This window comes from Shewanella waksmanii (genome assembly GCF_043643685.1).
Taxonomy (GTDB): domain Bacteria; phylum Pseudomonadota; class Gammaproteobacteria; order Enterobacterales; family Shewanellaceae; genus Shewanella; species Shewanella waksmanii_A.
Genome location: NZ_JBHZSN010000006.1, coordinates 351,265 through 366,060 on the forward strand (window position 1 = coordinate 351,265; position 14,796 = coordinate 366,060).

The 14,796-nt window shown below is 43.9% G+C and carries 11 protein-coding genes and 2 pseudogenes; 6 read left to right on the forward strand and 7 right to left on the reverse strand.

Annotated elements, in window-relative coordinates:
• Positions 1–6: 6 nt before the first annotated feature.
• Positions 7–1,428, forward strand: a complete 1,422-nt coding sequence (locus ACHUFW_RS12140; RefSeq protein WP_394203382.1) for a DEAD/DEAH box helicase — start codon at positions 7–9, stop codon at positions 1,426–1,428.
• Between the two features lie 86 nt (positions 1,429–1,514).
• Here the strand turns inward: ACHUFW_RS12140 and dbpA are convergent, their stop codons facing one another.
• Together dbpA and ACHUFW_RS12150 are read right to left on the reverse strand one after the other, a co-directional pair.
• Positions 1,515–2,927, reverse strand: a complete 1,413-nt coding sequence (gene dbpA, locus ACHUFW_RS12145; protein ID WP_394203384.1) for an ATP-dependent RNA helicase DbpA — start codon at positions 2,925–2,927, stop codon at positions 1,515–1,517.
• Positions 2,928–2,961: 34 nt separating this feature from the next.
• Positions 2,962–3,132 (reverse strand): hypothetical protein, encoded by a 171-nt coding sequence (locus ACHUFW_RS12150; protein WP_394203386.1) that lies wholly within the window; start codon positions 3,130–3,132, stop codon positions 2,962–2,964.
• A 36-nt stretch (positions 3,133–3,168) separates the two neighbouring features.
• On the opposite strand from ACHUFW_RS12150, the gene ACHUFW_RS12155 reads away from it, so the two are divergent.
• Together ACHUFW_RS12155 and ACHUFW_RS12160 are read left to right on the forward strand one after the other, a co-directional pair.
• The gene (locus tag ACHUFW_RS12155) at positions 3,169–3,480 is read left to right on the forward strand and encodes a hypothetical protein (protein WP_394203387.1); all 312 of its coding nucleotides are present in this window, start codon (positions 3,169–3,171) and stop codon (positions 3,478–3,480) included.
• A 79-nt stretch (positions 3,481–3,559) separates the two neighbouring features.
• Positions 3,560–5,482: a methyl-accepting chemotaxis protein gene (locus ACHUFW_RS12160; RefSeq protein ID WP_394203388.1), complete on the forward strand. Its 1,923-nt coding sequence runs from the start codon at positions 3,560–3,562 to the stop codon at positions 5,480–5,482.
• A gap of 33 nt (positions 5,483–5,515) precedes the next feature.
• Here the strand turns inward: ACHUFW_RS12160 and ACHUFW_RS12165 are convergent, their stop codons facing one another.
• Positions 5,516–5,716, reverse strand: coding sequence for a YheV family putative zinc ribbon protein (locus ACHUFW_RS12165; protein ID WP_394203389.1), 201 nt, complete (start codon positions 5,714–5,716; stop codon positions 5,516–5,518).
• A gap of 195 nt (positions 5,717–5,911) precedes the next feature.
• Here ACHUFW_RS12165 and ACHUFW_RS12170 point away from each other — a divergent pair, with 195 nt between their 5' ends.
• Together ACHUFW_RS12170 and ACHUFW_RS12175 are read left to right on the forward strand one after the other, a co-directional pair.
• Positions 5,912–7,828 carry an ABC transporter ATP-binding protein gene (locus ACHUFW_RS12170; protein ID WP_394203390.1) on the forward strand — a complete coding sequence of 639 codons (1,917 nt, stop codon included), beginning with the start codon at positions 5,912–5,914 and terminating at the stop codon, positions 7,826–7,828.
• Between the two features lie 13 nt (positions 7,829–7,841).
• Positions 7,842–8,297, forward strand: coding sequence for a TIGR02444 family protein (locus ACHUFW_RS12175; protein ID WP_394203391.1), 456 nt, complete (start codon positions 7,842–7,844; stop codon positions 8,295–8,297).
• 1,184 nt (positions 8,298–9,481) lie between these two features.
• On the opposite strand, the pseudogene ACHUFW_RS12180 reads toward ACHUFW_RS12175, so the two are convergent.
• Both ACHUFW_RS12180 and ACHUFW_RS12185 read right to left on the reverse strand, forming a co-directional pair.
• Positions 9,482–9,580 (reverse strand): annotated as a pseudogene (locus ACHUFW_RS12180) (transposase); the annotation flags it as partial.
• 106 nt (positions 9,581–9,686) lie between these two features.
• Entirely contained in the window at positions 9,687–10,634 is a 948-nt protein-coding gene (locus tag ACHUFW_RS12185; RefSeq protein ID WP_394203393.1) for a GSCFA domain-containing protein, read from the reverse strand.
• 1,812 nt (positions 10,635–12,446) lie between these two features.
• Here ACHUFW_RS12185 and ACHUFW_RS12190 point away from each other — a divergent pair.
• Positions 12,447–12,926 carry a hypothetical protein gene (locus tag ACHUFW_RS12190; protein ID WP_394203394.1) on the forward strand — a complete coding sequence of 160 codons (480 nt, stop codon included), beginning with the start codon at positions 12,447–12,449 and terminating at the stop codon, positions 12,924–12,926.
• Between the two features lie 22 nt (positions 12,927–12,948).
• On the opposite strand, the pseudogene ACHUFW_RS12195 reads toward ACHUFW_RS12190, so the two are convergent.
• A pseudogene (locus tag ACHUFW_RS12195) lies at positions 12,949–13,101 on the reverse strand (IS110 family transposase); the annotation flags it as partial.
• Between the two features lie 50 nt (positions 13,102–13,151).
• Positions 13,152–14,345, reverse strand: coding sequence for an IS4 family transposase (locus ACHUFW_RS12200; protein ID WP_394203414.1), 1,194 nt, complete (start codon positions 14,343–14,345; stop codon positions 13,152–13,154).
• Positions 14,346–14,796 lie beyond the last annotated feature (451 nt).

Sequence of the window (14,796 nt, forward strand, 5' to 3'; positions counted from 1 at the left end):
CTATCTATGAGTTTTGACTCGTTGGGCTTATCTGCCCCAATTTTAAAAGCACTTGCCAATAAGGGATATCAAACCCCATCGCCTATCCAAGCCCAAGCAATTCCAGCGGTGTTGACGGGCAAAGATGTCATGGCAGCAGCACAAACTGGGACAGGAAAAACCGCAGGTTTTACTTTACCTTTGCTAGAAAACCTTATGGGCGGCCAGAAAGCTAGCCGCAAACAAGTACGCGCATTGGTTCTCACGCCAACCAGAGAGCTCGCTGCACAAGTGGCTGAGAGTGTCACCACTTATGGCAGTGCATTACCGTTAAAGTCTGCTGTCGTATTTGGTGGCGTGGGTATCGTGCCGCAAATTCAGCAGTTGGCGCGTGGCGTCGATATTTTGGTTGCCACGCCTGGGCGTTTGCTAGACCTTTACCAGCAAGGCGCAGTGAGCTTTAAACAACTGGAAGTCTTGGTATTGGATGAAGCCGATCGCATGCTAGATATGGGCTTTATCCATGACATCAAAAAAATCTTAGCGCTATTGCCAGCAAAGCGACAAAACTTGATGTTTTCAGCGACCTTCTCCGACGACATTCGCGCATTAGCCAAAGGCTTGGTTAATAACCCGGTGGAGATTTCGGTCACGCCGCGTAACACCACGGCCAACACAGTGAAGCAGTGGATTTGTCCTGTCGATAAGACCCGCAAATCAGCGGTACTGGTCCAGCTCATCAATGACAATAATTGGCAACAGGTTTTAGTGTTTAGCCGCACCAAACATGGCGCCAACCGCTTGGCTAAAAGCTTAGATACCAAAGGCATCACTGCTGCTGCGATTCATGGTAATAAGAGCCAAAGCGCACGTACTCGCGCACTAACTAACTTTAAAACCGGTGAAATACGGGTATTAGTAGCCACCGATATCGCTGCTCGCGGTTTGGATATTGACCAACTACCGCAGGTTGTTAATTTCGACTTACCCAATGTACCTGAAGATTATGTTCACCGTATCGGCCGCACTGGCCGCGCCGGTGCCACAGGGCAAGCGGTATCATTAGTCAGCCATGAAGAGAACAAGCTACTACGTGATATTGAACGCTTGATAAAACAGAATCTGCCAAGAGAAGTGATAGCAGGTTTTGAACCGACGCATGCTTTAGCGGACACCGATCTCAGCCCAGCAAAACATGGTAAGCCGCGCAGCAATGGTAATAAAAAGCCCAATTGCAATAAAAAAACCAGTGGCAATCACAATCCTCGCGCCAACAAACCTAAGCGTCAATCTAAGCCACAAAGAAGCGCTAAACAAGGCGACAGCAAACCGAGTCACAACCAAGACGGTAACGGCAGCAAGCCTAAACCCAATCATCAGGCCAGACGCAGAAAACCAGCCAACCGCAAACCGGCTAATACCCAATCGACTAATGCCAAGCCAGCATAGGTTAATCTGCAGCTAGTTAGGACTGAGCTAAAAACACAAAAAAGCCGAGTTAAATTAACTCGGCTTTTTATCATCCACGATTAACGCTATTTAAGCTCCCAGGCGCGATAGTTACGACCTTTAAGCTTACCTTTAGTAATTTTATTTAGCGCGCGTCTGACAACTTGACGGTTAACGGCAACATAAGAACGAAAATCGGTGATTTTGATTTTTCCTACTTGGCTGCCTTCAATGCCATTTTCCCCGGTTAAACAACCTAAAATGTCACCCGGGCGAACCTTGTTCTTTTTACCACCGTCAATTTGAATGGTCACCATCGCAGGTTGCGGTGGCATCTTGTCTAATAGTGATTCGCTGGGTAACCCTTCAGCGACGATATCTCGGCCCAATAGGTCTTCAATTAGACCAATCTTATAACCGTCATCCTGATTGAAGAAGGTGAATGCCGCTCCTTTACTCCCCGCTCGACCAGTACGGCCAATACGATGAATATGCACTTCGGTATCGTAGGCAACATGGTAATTGACCACCATATCTAAGGCGTCAATATCTAAACCACGCGCAGCAACATCGGTTGCCACCATTACACTGGCACTCTTATTGGCAAATTTAAGCAGCATTTGATCGCGATCTCGCTGTTCCAAATCCCCATGCAATGCCACAACGCTAAAGCCTGCGTTGTTAAGCTTAGCCGCCACATCTTTAGTTTCACGCTTGGTATTACAAAACACCACGGCACTTTCTGGATTACGATCTAACAATAACAGTTGCAATGCGCGCATGCGATCATTGTTGTTGCCACACTCATAAAAGTGTTGCTCAATACTGCTACTGTCATGGGTGGTAGTCACTTTAACCATCACCGGATTAACCAAGTATTGCTCGCTGATCGATTTAATTTGCTCTGGGAAGGTAGCGCTAAATAGCAAGGTTTGGCGCTCGCGAGGCACTTCCTGCATGATGGTGTCTAGCTCGCGTTGAAAGCCCATTTCTAGCATACGATCGGCTTCATCCAGAATTAGCGTGTTAACATTTTCTAGCGCTAAACGGCCACGCTCGATATGGTCAACGATACGCCCTGGCGTGCCGACAATGATATGCGCTCCATGTTCTAAAGAGCCGATCTGCGGCCCCATAGGCACGCCGCCACACAAGGTCAACACCTTGATATTATGGATACCACGTGCCAAGGTTCTTAGCTCTTTAGCCACTTGGTCTGCAAGTTCACGGGTAGGACACAGCACCATAGTTTGAATTCGAAAGCGCTTCACATTGAGCTTATTCAATAGGCCCAGTCCGAATGCAGCCGTTTTACCCGACCCGGTTTTACCCTGACCAATAACATCTTCACCATTAAGAATGGCTGGCAGACTCTTGGCCTGTATCGGCGTCATTTGCGCATATCCCATGGTAGCGAGATTGTCTGTTAATTCGCGCTTTAACGGTAAGCTAGTGAAATCGAGATTAACGGATGGGTCATTGGTCGGAGTTTGGCTCACAATAGGATCCTAATTTTGCCGCGTTATCATTGAGTCATAAAACGGCAGTAGCAAATGGCTTAGATATAGCAATAACAACTGCAATCGCAATAGCCATATCCATCGATGGCGCAATTATACCAACCTTTGCGCGAAAGTGCTGTTGCTTGTTAGCCAACATCACCACAATCGCGTTATCATAAGCGCCTGCGACATTAAGCTTCAACGCTATCTAACCACTGTAAATTGAAAGAGTATCAGCATGAGTAAAGCCAATATCACCCGAGCGCAACTTATCGAGCAGCTTAACTTATGGGGTGAAAACCACATCAATGCCGAGCAGCTTCAAGACTGGATGGTGACCCATTACGATCCCGATGAAGTGGATATTGGCCGTGGTGAACCTGAATGGGTGGTTGAAGCAATGAATATCGTCATGAATGAATATGAGATTGCTAAAACAGAAAAATTCCGCCAGGAAAACTATCAATTAGCCATCGATTTCATTCAAGCAGACGAGAGTAAATTCAATCAAACACGTCACCTGTTTTTACAGCAAGGCTTTCGTGATTAAATAGCGATAAAAATACGCAATTTGTTGCGAGTTTACATGTGATCTCTCCTATACTTAATTTGGACTATAGGAGAGAGACATGATCAAACTAAACATTCGCCGTAAGGTGGTGTTAACCACGCTCGGCTCTGTGGTTTTTGCCATACTGTTTATTAGTATCTATTCGCTGCATAGCAGCCGACAAATTATTCTCGAAAGTACCTTAGAAAGAGAGTTACCCGCCGTTTTAGGTGAAGTCGCCAATAACATCAACAGCCAGCTTACTCTTCCTATCACTGTGTCGAATGTTATGGCAAACAATATCGATTATCAGCAACTGGTAGCCCAAGGTGATCTTCGCCCCCACAATGACCAAATTGTTCAGTACTTGAGTAACATTCAACAACACTTCAACTCCATTACTGCTTTTTATGTCTCAGGGCTCAACGGCCAATATTACACCCCATCGGGTCTGTTTAAGACACTGTCCCAGCAAGACAGTCGAGACCAGTGGTTTTATCGGTTTATTCAAAGCAGTAAAGACTATGAGCTAAGCCTAGATATAGATGAAACCAATCAAATCCCGACATTATTTATCAATTATCGTATGACCATAGCGGGTAAGCCCGACTCAGTAGCCGGGGTTGGTTTATCACTGGCTAACCTCACAGACAGTATTAGGCAATATCAGATAGGCCAACACGGCCTAGTGTTTCTTACCGATAGCAACGGCAATATTAAAATTCATCCCGATAGCAAGTTGGTCAACAGCACATTGGCAAGCCTAGGTGCAATAGACACATCAGTGCTCTTCTCAAAACAACCCTTTGCTGCCACAGAGTTTCAGCATGATGGCGTCACCACTATGCTAGCTACCCGCTACCTTGAAGATATCGATTGGTACTTAGTGGCCCAAATTCCCCACGATGAAGTGTTTGCCGCCATCAACAGAGCCACATGGTCAGTGGTTATTATGGGCTTTGTTATAGCACTGGTATTTATGCTGCTTAGCGGTTGGTTAATCAATCATCTTATTGCCCCGTTTAGCCAAATAGCGGCTATGCTGCGAGCCATTGGCGAGGGAGAAGGCGATCTCACCCAGCGCTTAGATGACAGCCGCAACGACGAAACCGGCAGCATGGCTCGCGGTTACAACCGATTTGTCGAGTTCTTAAGTAAAACCCTGCAAAGTGTATCCGCAACCAGCAATGACTTATTTAATGCCGTTGAGCGTATCGACAACCAATCTAAACACATGGAACACGACATCAATGATCAAGTCAGCAAGATTGAGCAAGTGGCTACCGCTATCCATGAAATGGGCATGACCGCAGAAGATATCGCCGGCAGTGCTAACAATGCCGCCCAAAATGCGCAAGTGGCAGATGAAGCGGTGGTACAAGGTAATCAATCGGTACAGAAAACCATTGCTAGTGTTAGCGCCATGAGTGATCAGCTAGCAAGCACCAGTACCACAATCAGCCAACTTGCCGAAGATGCTGACTCAATTGATACCGTGCTTGAGGTGATAAGAGGCGTATCAGAACAAACCAACTTGCTGGCACTCAACGCGGCAATTGAAGCGGCAAGAGCAGGCGAGCAAGGCCGAGGTTTTGCGGTGGTGGCCGATGAAGTACGCACCCTAGCCTCTCGCAGCCATGCATCAACTGAAGAGATACGAGCCATTATTGAGAAGCTTCAAGCAAAAACCCGTGAAGCAGTCGATGCCATTGAACAAACTACCCAGCTCAGTGAGGATAGTGAAGCTCAGGTATTACGCTCAGGTGAACAACTACAAAGTATTGCGGAAAATATTAAAGTGATGAGCGAAATGAGTGTTCAGATCGCTACCGCCACTGGTGAGCAATCCAATGTGGTGGGTGAAATCAACCCACATGTCACCACCATTGCCGATATTTCACGTTCAAGTAGCGATGTGGTGAGGCAAACCGCGATTGATTGCAGCGACCTTAAAGAGATGGCTATCCAGCTCAATGAACTGGTGTCCAAGTTTAAGTTTTAACGGTCACAGCCCTGCTGCCTGTCGCGGTCGAGATTAGGGTTTAAACACACCTATCAGGTCGCCACTTGCTTGTGTGGTGGCCTGCTCATCGCCTTGTTGTTCACGGTAATCACACTCGATACATTCAACCGTTTCTATGCCATGCTCTTTAAACAGCACAATGGTTTCTTTCGCTTGGCATTTTGGACATTTGGCCCCAGCAACAAATCGTTTTTTAATTTTTTTTGTCGTCACAGCAGTTAAACCTTTTCTAACGGGGTATTGATACATCCGCTCAAGTTTACCATGCTAGCGATTAGCAATGGCAGCGAATATTGATTAACGACAAGATATATCCCCAACTTTAGTGGCTTTTAGTGGCGCCAGAGTGAGGAACTGAGCTATCATTCAGCTCCATTCGCTTTTGGTTTAACTATTCAAGTCGTCATCATGATCACCATTACACAAGCACAACTTATTCGTGGTTCGAAAACGCTCCTCGATGAAACTTCTCTGACCATCTACCCTGGCCACAAAGTCGGCCTCGTGGGAGCAAATGGCACAGGTAAGTCATCTTTACTAGCACTCATCCTCAATAAGCTAAGCCTTGATAAAGGTGAAATCAGCGTACCCAGTGGTTGGCAAATCGCCACTGTAGCCCAAGAAACACCGGCATTGGACGTATCGGCATTAGAATATGTCATAGATGGTGATGCAGAATACAGGCAGTTAGAAGCCAAGCTGCATCAGGCTCAAGCGGATGATGATGGCAACGCGATTGCGCGATTACACGGCCTGATTGATGCCATTGGTGGTTATGCCATTCACTCAAGAGCGGCAAGCTTATTGGCCGGCCTAGGGTTTAGCGAAGCTGAGCAACACAATCCGGTTAAAAGCTTCTCTGGTGGTTGGCGTATGCGTTTGAACTTAGCCCAAGCACTGCTGTGTCGCTCCGACCTACTGTTGCTCGATGAGCCCACCAACCACTTAGATCTTGATACCATGTACTGGCTTGAAGGCTGGATAAAAGCCTATCAGGGCACCTTAGTGCTGATCAGTCATGACCGCGATTTCATTGACGGCATTGTCGATGAAATCGTTCATGTTGAGCACCACAAGCTCAATTACTATAAAGGCAATTATACGGCCTTTGAGCGGATTAGAGCCGAACGTATGGCGCAGCAACAAGTCGCCTATGAACGCCAACAAAAAGAACGTGCTCATATGCAATCTTTTGTTGACCGTTTTCGCTACAAAGCCAGTAAGGCTAAGCAAGCGCAAAGCCGCTTGAAAGCCTTAGAAAGAATGACTGAACTGCTTCCTTCTAAAGCGGATAGTCCATTTCATATGGCATTTCGCGCACCTGATGCCCTGCCTAATCCGTTAGTCAAAATGGAGCAAGTTAGCGTCGGTTACGGCGACAAAGCCATTTTGAACCATGTGCATTTAAACCTGGTGCCCGGCGCTCGCATTGGCCTACTTGGCCGTAATGGTGCCGGTAAATCCACACTGATTAAGTTGCTTTCAGAAGAACTTAAGCCAATGAGTGGTATCTATGAAACGAACCCAGGACTGAACATAGGTTATTTCGCACAGCATCAACTGGAGTTTTTACATCTAGATGAAACCCCGTTGCAGCACTTAACTCGACTCGCTCCCAACCATAAAGAGCAAGAGCTAAGAGACTTTCTTGGTGGCTACGGTTTCAATGGTGACATGGCACTGTCCCCTGTCAGACCATTCTCTGGCGGTGAAAAAGCCCGTTTAGTTTTGGCATTACTGGTATGGCAAAGACCTAACTTACTGTTATTAGATGAACCGACTAACCACCTAGATTTAGAAATGCGCCACGCGCTGACGATGGCATTGCAGTCTTTTGAAGGCGCAATGATTATTGTCTCGCACGATAGACACCTGCTAAGACTGAGCTGTAGCGACTATTACTTGGTCGACCAAGGCAGAGTGAGCACATTTAATGGTGACTTAGATGACTACCACCAGTGGTTATTGGATGCTGCCAAAGCCGCTAGTCGCATTGAGCAAGCACCAACTGCCAAGCCAGCAGTGGATAAAAAAGCCCTGAAACGCCAAGAAGCTGAACTACGACAAAAACTCTCGCCTTTAAAGAAAGTTCAAGCTAAGTTAGAGAAAATACAACAGCAAGCCAGTGACCGTTTAGCCGAATTGGAACAAATGCTCGCTGACACCAGCTTGTACGATGCTGACAACAAAGCCCAACTCACCGAAGTATTAAACGAGCGAACTCAATTAACACGATCGCTTGAAGACAGTGAAATGGAGTGGCTGGAAGTACAAGAATCTATTGAAGAAATTGAGCAAGCAGTTAAAACGGAGCATGCTCAATAAAAAGGAACTTTACATGACTTATCTAAATCAATTTGACGCGAGTTTATGGCAAACCTGTGATGAGTATTATCAGCAGTTGCAGCCACTGGCGCTGCAATTGCAAGATGAGCATCACCTTAATGTTAACCTATTACTCTTGGCAATTTGGTTAGATAACCATCACTACCCACTGAGTATCGAAAGTTGGCAACGTCTCGATGTTGAGATCGATACCTGGGAGCAAAAAATGCTTCAGCCATACCGCAAACTAAGGCGGCTTAGTAAAGCGAATTTGGCCGCCGATGAGTACCAGCAAATGTTAGATGTAGAACTGATGCTAGAGCGCAAAGCCCAAGCATTAATTCTACATAAACTCAAACAACTTGCCGACGACGGCAGCCAAAGTAACCTTGAAACCTATTTAAGCTTATTTGAGCTGTCTGTCGATACCCAACCACAGTTGCTTGCGATGACTCATCAAGCGGCTTAGTTGTTGCTAGCCTTTTGATGTTTGGAAAGGTTTACCAAAGTCGAACCCTCAATGTAATCTAACGCCTCCCAGCGGGGGGATGTGTGATTGTACTTATGACACGCCATAAATACATCCATGTAGGCTTCGCGGCGACGTCCTGTCGCCGAGAGTCAACGCACATTCACACTGGGTAAATACCCTCTTCGAATTACCTTCAATTGTGTGGGCTCTGCGATGACATCTGATGTGAAAGGATTCACAAATGCCGCGATGGCAGGGATGCCAAAGAGCGGCCATGTCATCGAAGCTCACAGCCGCATCTACACGGGTTAATCTCCACAAGCAAGTAGTTGTCTGCGAATATAGCCTTAACTTCTGTTCGTCATGACAGGAATCTAATGCCTCCCTGCGGCGGATGTGTGATTGTGCTTATGACACACCATGAATACATCCATGTAGGCTTCACGGCGGAGTCTGATGTGAATGGATTCACAAATGCCGCGATGACATTGACCAATAATTGGCTTTCGCCTCCCAGCGGGGGATGTGTGATTGTGCTTATGACACGGTGAATAGTCGTGCTAACGACTGTGCCTATGAACGAGAGGCATAGATGCCGAACTGGCCATTAAATAGGGATGTTGTTTGAATACATCCATGTAGGCTTCACGGCGGAGTCTGATGTGAATGGATTCACAAATGCCGCGGTGGCATGGATGCCAAAGAGCGGCCTGTCGCCAAGAGTCAACGCACATTCACACTGGGTAAATTCCCTCTTCGAATTACCTTCAATTGTGTGGGCTCTGCGATGACATCTGATGTGAAAGGATTCACAAATGCCGCGATGGCATGGATGCCAAAGAGCGGCCCTGTCATCGAAGCTAGCAGCCGCATCTACACCCCGGTATTTTACCTCTTCGATTTAGGTTTTATTAAAAACCCCCAAGCTTGTTATATGACATACTCCTGCCCAAAGTGTGTCGTCCTTCGAATGAAGATTTGGCATTTCTATTGTTTGCTTGATTAACATTTAGCATCATACTCATTCATTAAGTGAGTTGAAGGTCGTACCTTCATCGCCATCTAACGCCTCCCAGCGGGGGAGGTGTGATTGTGCTTATAACACACCATGAATACATCCATGTAGGCTTCATGGCGGGATCTGATGTGAAAGGATTCACAAATGCCGTGATGGCATGGTTGCCTAACCTTTCTGCCACATCAGCAATTTTATAACCACGTTCCGTGACTTGTTTGACAGCTTCAATTTTAAACTCATCGGGATAACGTTTTCCGAGCATGTAACACCTCATATTTTTTGGTTCATTATAACTCTATGAAGTGTCTACTATTCTAGGAGCTTACCAATTACACCTAGTATTTGGGATAAACAGCAAAAATTAAAACCTACTTTTCCATGTATAGTTCGATAAATTGTTCGGTAATTTCTTTAACTATTTCACTAGAGACATGTCTTTGATCCTCATGCCACGTTTTCCCCCTTGGTGAAAACATCACTTTTTCAAAGCTTGGGAAGTAATCGACATTTTCATAGGCTTCTACTACTTCATTCGCAACTGTTCGCAAGCAACTTTTAGAGTAACTATTAGCAACAATTATATCTTTATTAGAAAATGTACGTTGTAAAGGTACCGGAGATACTGTGAGTATGATTTTTACATCACGACTACTATGCTCGGTAATTATCTCACATAACTTAGATACGTTATCTTTAATTTCAGAAAAAGAAGGGTTCCTAAAAGAGTACCGATTTTCTTTTAAGGCTTTTCTCCAATTAGGTCTTCCTGCATTTAAGGGAATATTTAAAATATCGTCCCACCACATTTCTGTGAGTCCCAGAGTTATAATACATACATCAGACTCAGCTACTTTTGAAAAACAGCCTTCAACACTTCTTCTTGTTGCTTGTGCATCATGGTAAGACAAATAAGGGACAGAATGTAATTGAGGATCATAAAATTGTTCAGGCCCTATCTCAACCAATCCATTGTCCACATTTTTTTTCAAGTTTAATGCAACCTCGACCTCATTCAACATTGAATATGTGTTAAATTTCGTTAACAAACCTGCGGCACTTTTAGTCTTCACCAACGCAGCTTCAGGCATTTCCAGCTCTGTAGACAAGACCTTATAACCTTTATTTAAAAGTATTATTTCAATATTCCTAGCAAAACAACTTCCAATACAGAAAAAGTTAGCATCTCGCGGTAAAGTAAATTTAGGGTCATGAGCTAATTTTAAATAATCCGTATCTATTAATCTTGATGCAGCATCGATTTTTTTGTTGGGATGATTTTCCTCATGCCACCATGCAAGGTACTTATCTGTGTTCATCAATATTCATCCTTTTTATAAAATATAATCCCACTATTAAAGCTTCTTCAAGCTCTATACCTAATAAATTTAAACTATCTAAAAGTATGTATCAGGGTTATTAAAATCACCTTTTATGCCATCAAAAATTAACCAAGTTTATTTTAATTCGCAAAAGTAGGTTCCCCCTACCAACAGCAGAACTGATAGAAATACAGCATCTGATATAATCAATGTATAATGTGAGCGAAAGTTGCTTTTTTTCGCAACATCAATCGATCTTCTCATAGTTTGAGCGAAAATTTCAGTTTACAAACATTCAATAAAGCAATCAATAGACATTATTAATCAAGATAGATAAAGTGTAGGTTAGTCAAGGCCTAAAAAACAATTGGACAACCACAGTTAATGGCGTACATGACAACCTCCGACTTTGCTTTATTTGCGCATATAACAAGGAAGTTGCATGCCAAGACCTAGGCGACCCCTCATTAGTCTCGAACTCTTATCAATAAGATGGCCCTACTACCACAGTTGCAGTCTCGTTGTAAGTCGCATCTTCTTTTATAATAAAGAGTGCGAAATAATTGGACAGCCATAGTTAATGTTTAGCAATATGATTATTTATTCAATGAGTTAAAGATCGTGTCTTCATCACCATCTAACGCCTCCTCGCGGGGGTGATATGTGATTCTGCTTATAACACACCATGAGTACATCCATGTAGGCTTCATGGCGGGATCTGATGTGAATGGATTCACAAATGCCGCGGTGGTATTGGCTAATAATTGGCTTTAGCCTCCCTGCGGGGGGATGTATGATTGTGCTTAAGACACACCATGAATACATCCGTGTAGGCTTCACGGCGGAGTCTGATGTGAATGGATTCACAAATGCCGCGATGACATTGACCAATAATTGGCTTTCGCCTCCCAGCGGGGGGATGTGTGATTGTACTTATGACACGCCATAAATACATCCATGTAGGCTTCACGGCGACGTCCTGTCGCCGAGAGTCAACGCACATTCACACTGGGTAAATTCCCTCTTCGATTTGCCTTCAATTTAAAGCTTCACAACTCTTTGCTTAAAGTATTCTTTCTACGGCCAAAGGAAAGCATATAGCAAGGAAACATATAAGTTGAAACATATAAACAGCCATAGTTAATGGTGGGGACATTGGAGGAATTCAATCATTACTGTGGACATCTGAACGAACGAAGGCGACATTTCTCATGTAGTTGCCAGTTTATAACTGCTAACTAAATTAAAAGCTTTACGCTCCCTCCAAATCCTCAGTCTTATTTGCAGAGTTAACATACCTTGCGCTAAAAACAGCTATTAACGACTGATTTTACCAATTGAGGCTGATTTCCAATGTATATTTGTACTAAGCACAGCATTTAGTGGTGTTTAATGGCTTTGCCCTAGAGTTGTGCACAGTAGCCTTGCTATGTTGTTGATTAATAATGGCTGGCTACTGTTTTATCTTGCCCTGTATGATAGCTCGCCTAATCTGTCAGCGCCTTTAGCAGAGTTAACATCCCTTGTGTTAAACACAGCAATTTGAACCTAATTTTGCCAATTTAGGCAAATTTTTAATGCTTATTTGTATTAAGCACAATATTTGATGGTGTTTGATTACTTCACCCTTGAATCACTCTTAGCTATGCTGTTTATTTATAATGGCAAGTTGCTGTTTTAGCAATGTTGTTGTCCCTACAGTCCTTAACTTGAGTGGTTAATAATGACTGGCTATTATTTTACATGGAAAGCGTAAGCGTCACGCCTTAACGCGGCCTTAGGCATACAAATTACTATTGAGCAAAATTTATGAAAATTAGAACTACGTTGCTATCATTACTTTTTATCTCGTCTCCATCCTTTTCTGGAGAGCCTGAATTTATAGCTTTTGCAGTAAAACAAGCCCATAACCAAGGCTTTACAGGTTGTGATACTGCTATAAAAAAAATATATGAAAATGCGGGAGGCGCTGACATCCGCATTAATGTTACCAAACATAATGACAACCCAAATCAATTTACAATGGTTGGTACTTGGGGTAGCAAAGGGGATTCTGTTTTTAACAAAGTTACATTGTTTAAAGTTGGAGCTCAATGCAAATATGACCTTACTTCAATAATTCAATCTTCAAAATCATGTATGGCATACGCCAAGGGGGTGCCTGCTTTGGAGTATGTCGGTGAAACTGGAGATTACGTCTGGATGGAGAATAAAGGGGGCGTAAATGCGGTGCTTCACCCTACAGGCTTAGGTTGTACTATTATATTTAACTTGGATCAAAAAGCCTAACCAGAGACTAAGGCGTCAATAGCTAATTTTGAGCTTTTGGCGCTTCCCACATAACACCATCTCTTTGCATCGAATTTAACGTGACAACCATTTTTCTGATACAGGCAATTATCGCCACTTTCTTTGGTTTTCCAGCCGCAATTAGCCGCTGATAAGTTTGTTTGAAAACAGGAGAATAAAGGGGTCGGGAATAAAGGGGTCGGAGCCTGAGGGATCCCCACGAGTTTAATAGCATGCTTGTGGCTCATTGATTAATCCCGTCAGTGATTTGATTGCTGCTTTCCAATGTGCCTTGAGCAACTTAAGTCTTCTGTCTTTGTATGCTCGCAAGCCAATAAACTGGCTTGAAAGTACGTTACGATGCTTGATTGAGTTCGCTTGGTATTGCCGATGTTTGTTTGCGGCTTTTACAGCCAAACCAAGCAAGTAAAGAGTAAACTGAGATAGACAAGCAATAAGCAGCAACACATTGAGCTTGGTGGTGATTCGTGTTCCGCTAGCATTCATCTTTAAGCCTGTTTTAACGTCTCTAAAACTTTCTTCTATCTGCATTCTAGTTGCATAAATTTGAACAATTCGCTTAGCGGTAACATTTGATTGGCAAAGAGAAGTGGCTAGTAACCAAGGCTCCTTCTCACGCTCAGCATTAGCGCGAGAGTGCTTGCTACTTCGAGATTTATTGCCAACAGCATTTTTATCTTTTCGTCCTCTCGGTGTTCGCTTAAAAAGCACTAATCGAGATTGAAATGGTGAGTTCTCACCTAATAGAAATTCACCAAGCCATTTAGCTCTCGAGTTCGCCTGAGTATATAACGATTTGACGGGATACCAGCTTAGTTCATTGAGTTGTTTACAGTGAGTTCGATTTCTAAAGCGTCCAACGTAATCCCAATTCAATGACTGTATCTGCCTGAACCAGGGTATCCGAAAGCCTGCATCGGTAACAATGATTGGCTTACAACCAATAGGCAACATAGCTTTAAGTCTTTGCATGAATAACAAGTGTGTTTTCGACTTCTCTTTCTTATTTAAGAGGTGAACTTCTTCATAAAGAGTTAGCGAGCGACCTTGAGCAGCGAGTGAGGCACGGATGAGAAAATGTTGCTTACGCTCATCTAAATCAGACCAATCAATATGGATGATAGGCTGTTTTATCTTCCCCACTAACAAGTAGGCCATGCGGGTGTAAATAAATGCGATATCTCTGTGTAAATTACCATTACTGCAAAGCCTATCAACACGTTTTATTTTATGCTTTTCAAGTGTTTTGCTATTAATCTCACGTCCCAACCCTGTAATAGAAAGTGCAGCCCCATTCATCGAGCTTTGGATTGCGGCGAATAGGCTCTGTCGACGAGTTTTGTGCATTGATGGGGTGACAAGGGAAAGGCATTTTGATAAAACTTGGTTCGCATTCATGGCATTGACTCGTGATGATTTTTGTTTGGCGATAAATTTGATCACCCAATGCCATGAATGTTCCTCAAATATTTTATCTCATTATTTTAACTTATCTTTTTGTGGGGATTCGTCAGGGTCGGAGCCAATTAGATAAATTGAGATACATTTTCTCATTTGAGTCACTAAAGATAGATTCTTTACTCTAACGTATTTCTGTCCAAAAACTATTTCACAAAAAGCAAGCTCCATTCGAAGAAATACTTGACCCAGTGTAGATGCGGCTGAGGCCTTCGACCACAGGACGTGGTCGTAGAGCGCCCATGGATGGGTTCACAGCGAGCCGAAAAAGCATCTGCACATACCACGCTGGAGGCGAAACATCATTCACCAGTCATCAGTCATCAGTCATCAGTCATCAGTCATCAGTCATCAGTCATCAGTCATCAGTCATCAGTCATCAGTCATCAGT

What these genes read in the sequence shown, in the direction of transcription:
- ACHUFW_RS12140 (WP_394203382.1), top strand. Translation starts at nt 7, where the DNA reads ATGAGTTTTGACTCGTTGGGCTTATCTGCCCCAATTTTAAAAGCACTT.
- ACHUFW_RS12155 (WP_394203387.1), top strand. Translation starts at nt 3,169, where the DNA reads ATGAGTAAAGCCAATATCACCCGAGCGCAACTTATCGAGCAGCTTAAC.
- ACHUFW_RS12160 (WP_394203388.1), top strand. Translation starts at nt 3,560, where the DNA reads ATGATCAAACTAAACATTCGCCGTAAGGTGGTGTTAACCACGCTCGGC.
- ACHUFW_RS12170 (WP_394203390.1), top strand. Translation starts at nt 5,912, where the DNA reads ATGATCACCATTACACAAGCACAACTTATTCGTGGTTCGAAAACGCTC.
- ACHUFW_RS12175 (WP_394203391.1), top strand. Translation starts at nt 7,842, where the DNA reads ATGACTTATCTAAATCAATTTGACGCGAGTTTATGGCAAACCTGTGAT.
- ACHUFW_RS12185 (WP_394203393.1), bottom strand. Translation starts at nt 10,634, where the DNA reads ATGAACACAGATAAGTACCTTGCATGGTGGCATGAGGAAAATCATCCC.
- ACHUFW_RS12190 (WP_394203394.1), top strand. Translation starts at nt 12,447, where the DNA reads ATGAAAATTAGAACTACGTTGCTATCATTACTTTTTATCTCGTCTCCA.
- ACHUFW_RS12200 (WP_394203414.1), bottom strand. Translation starts at nt 14,345, where the DNA reads ATGAATGCGAACCAAGTTTTATCAAAATGCCTTTCCCTTGTCACCCCA.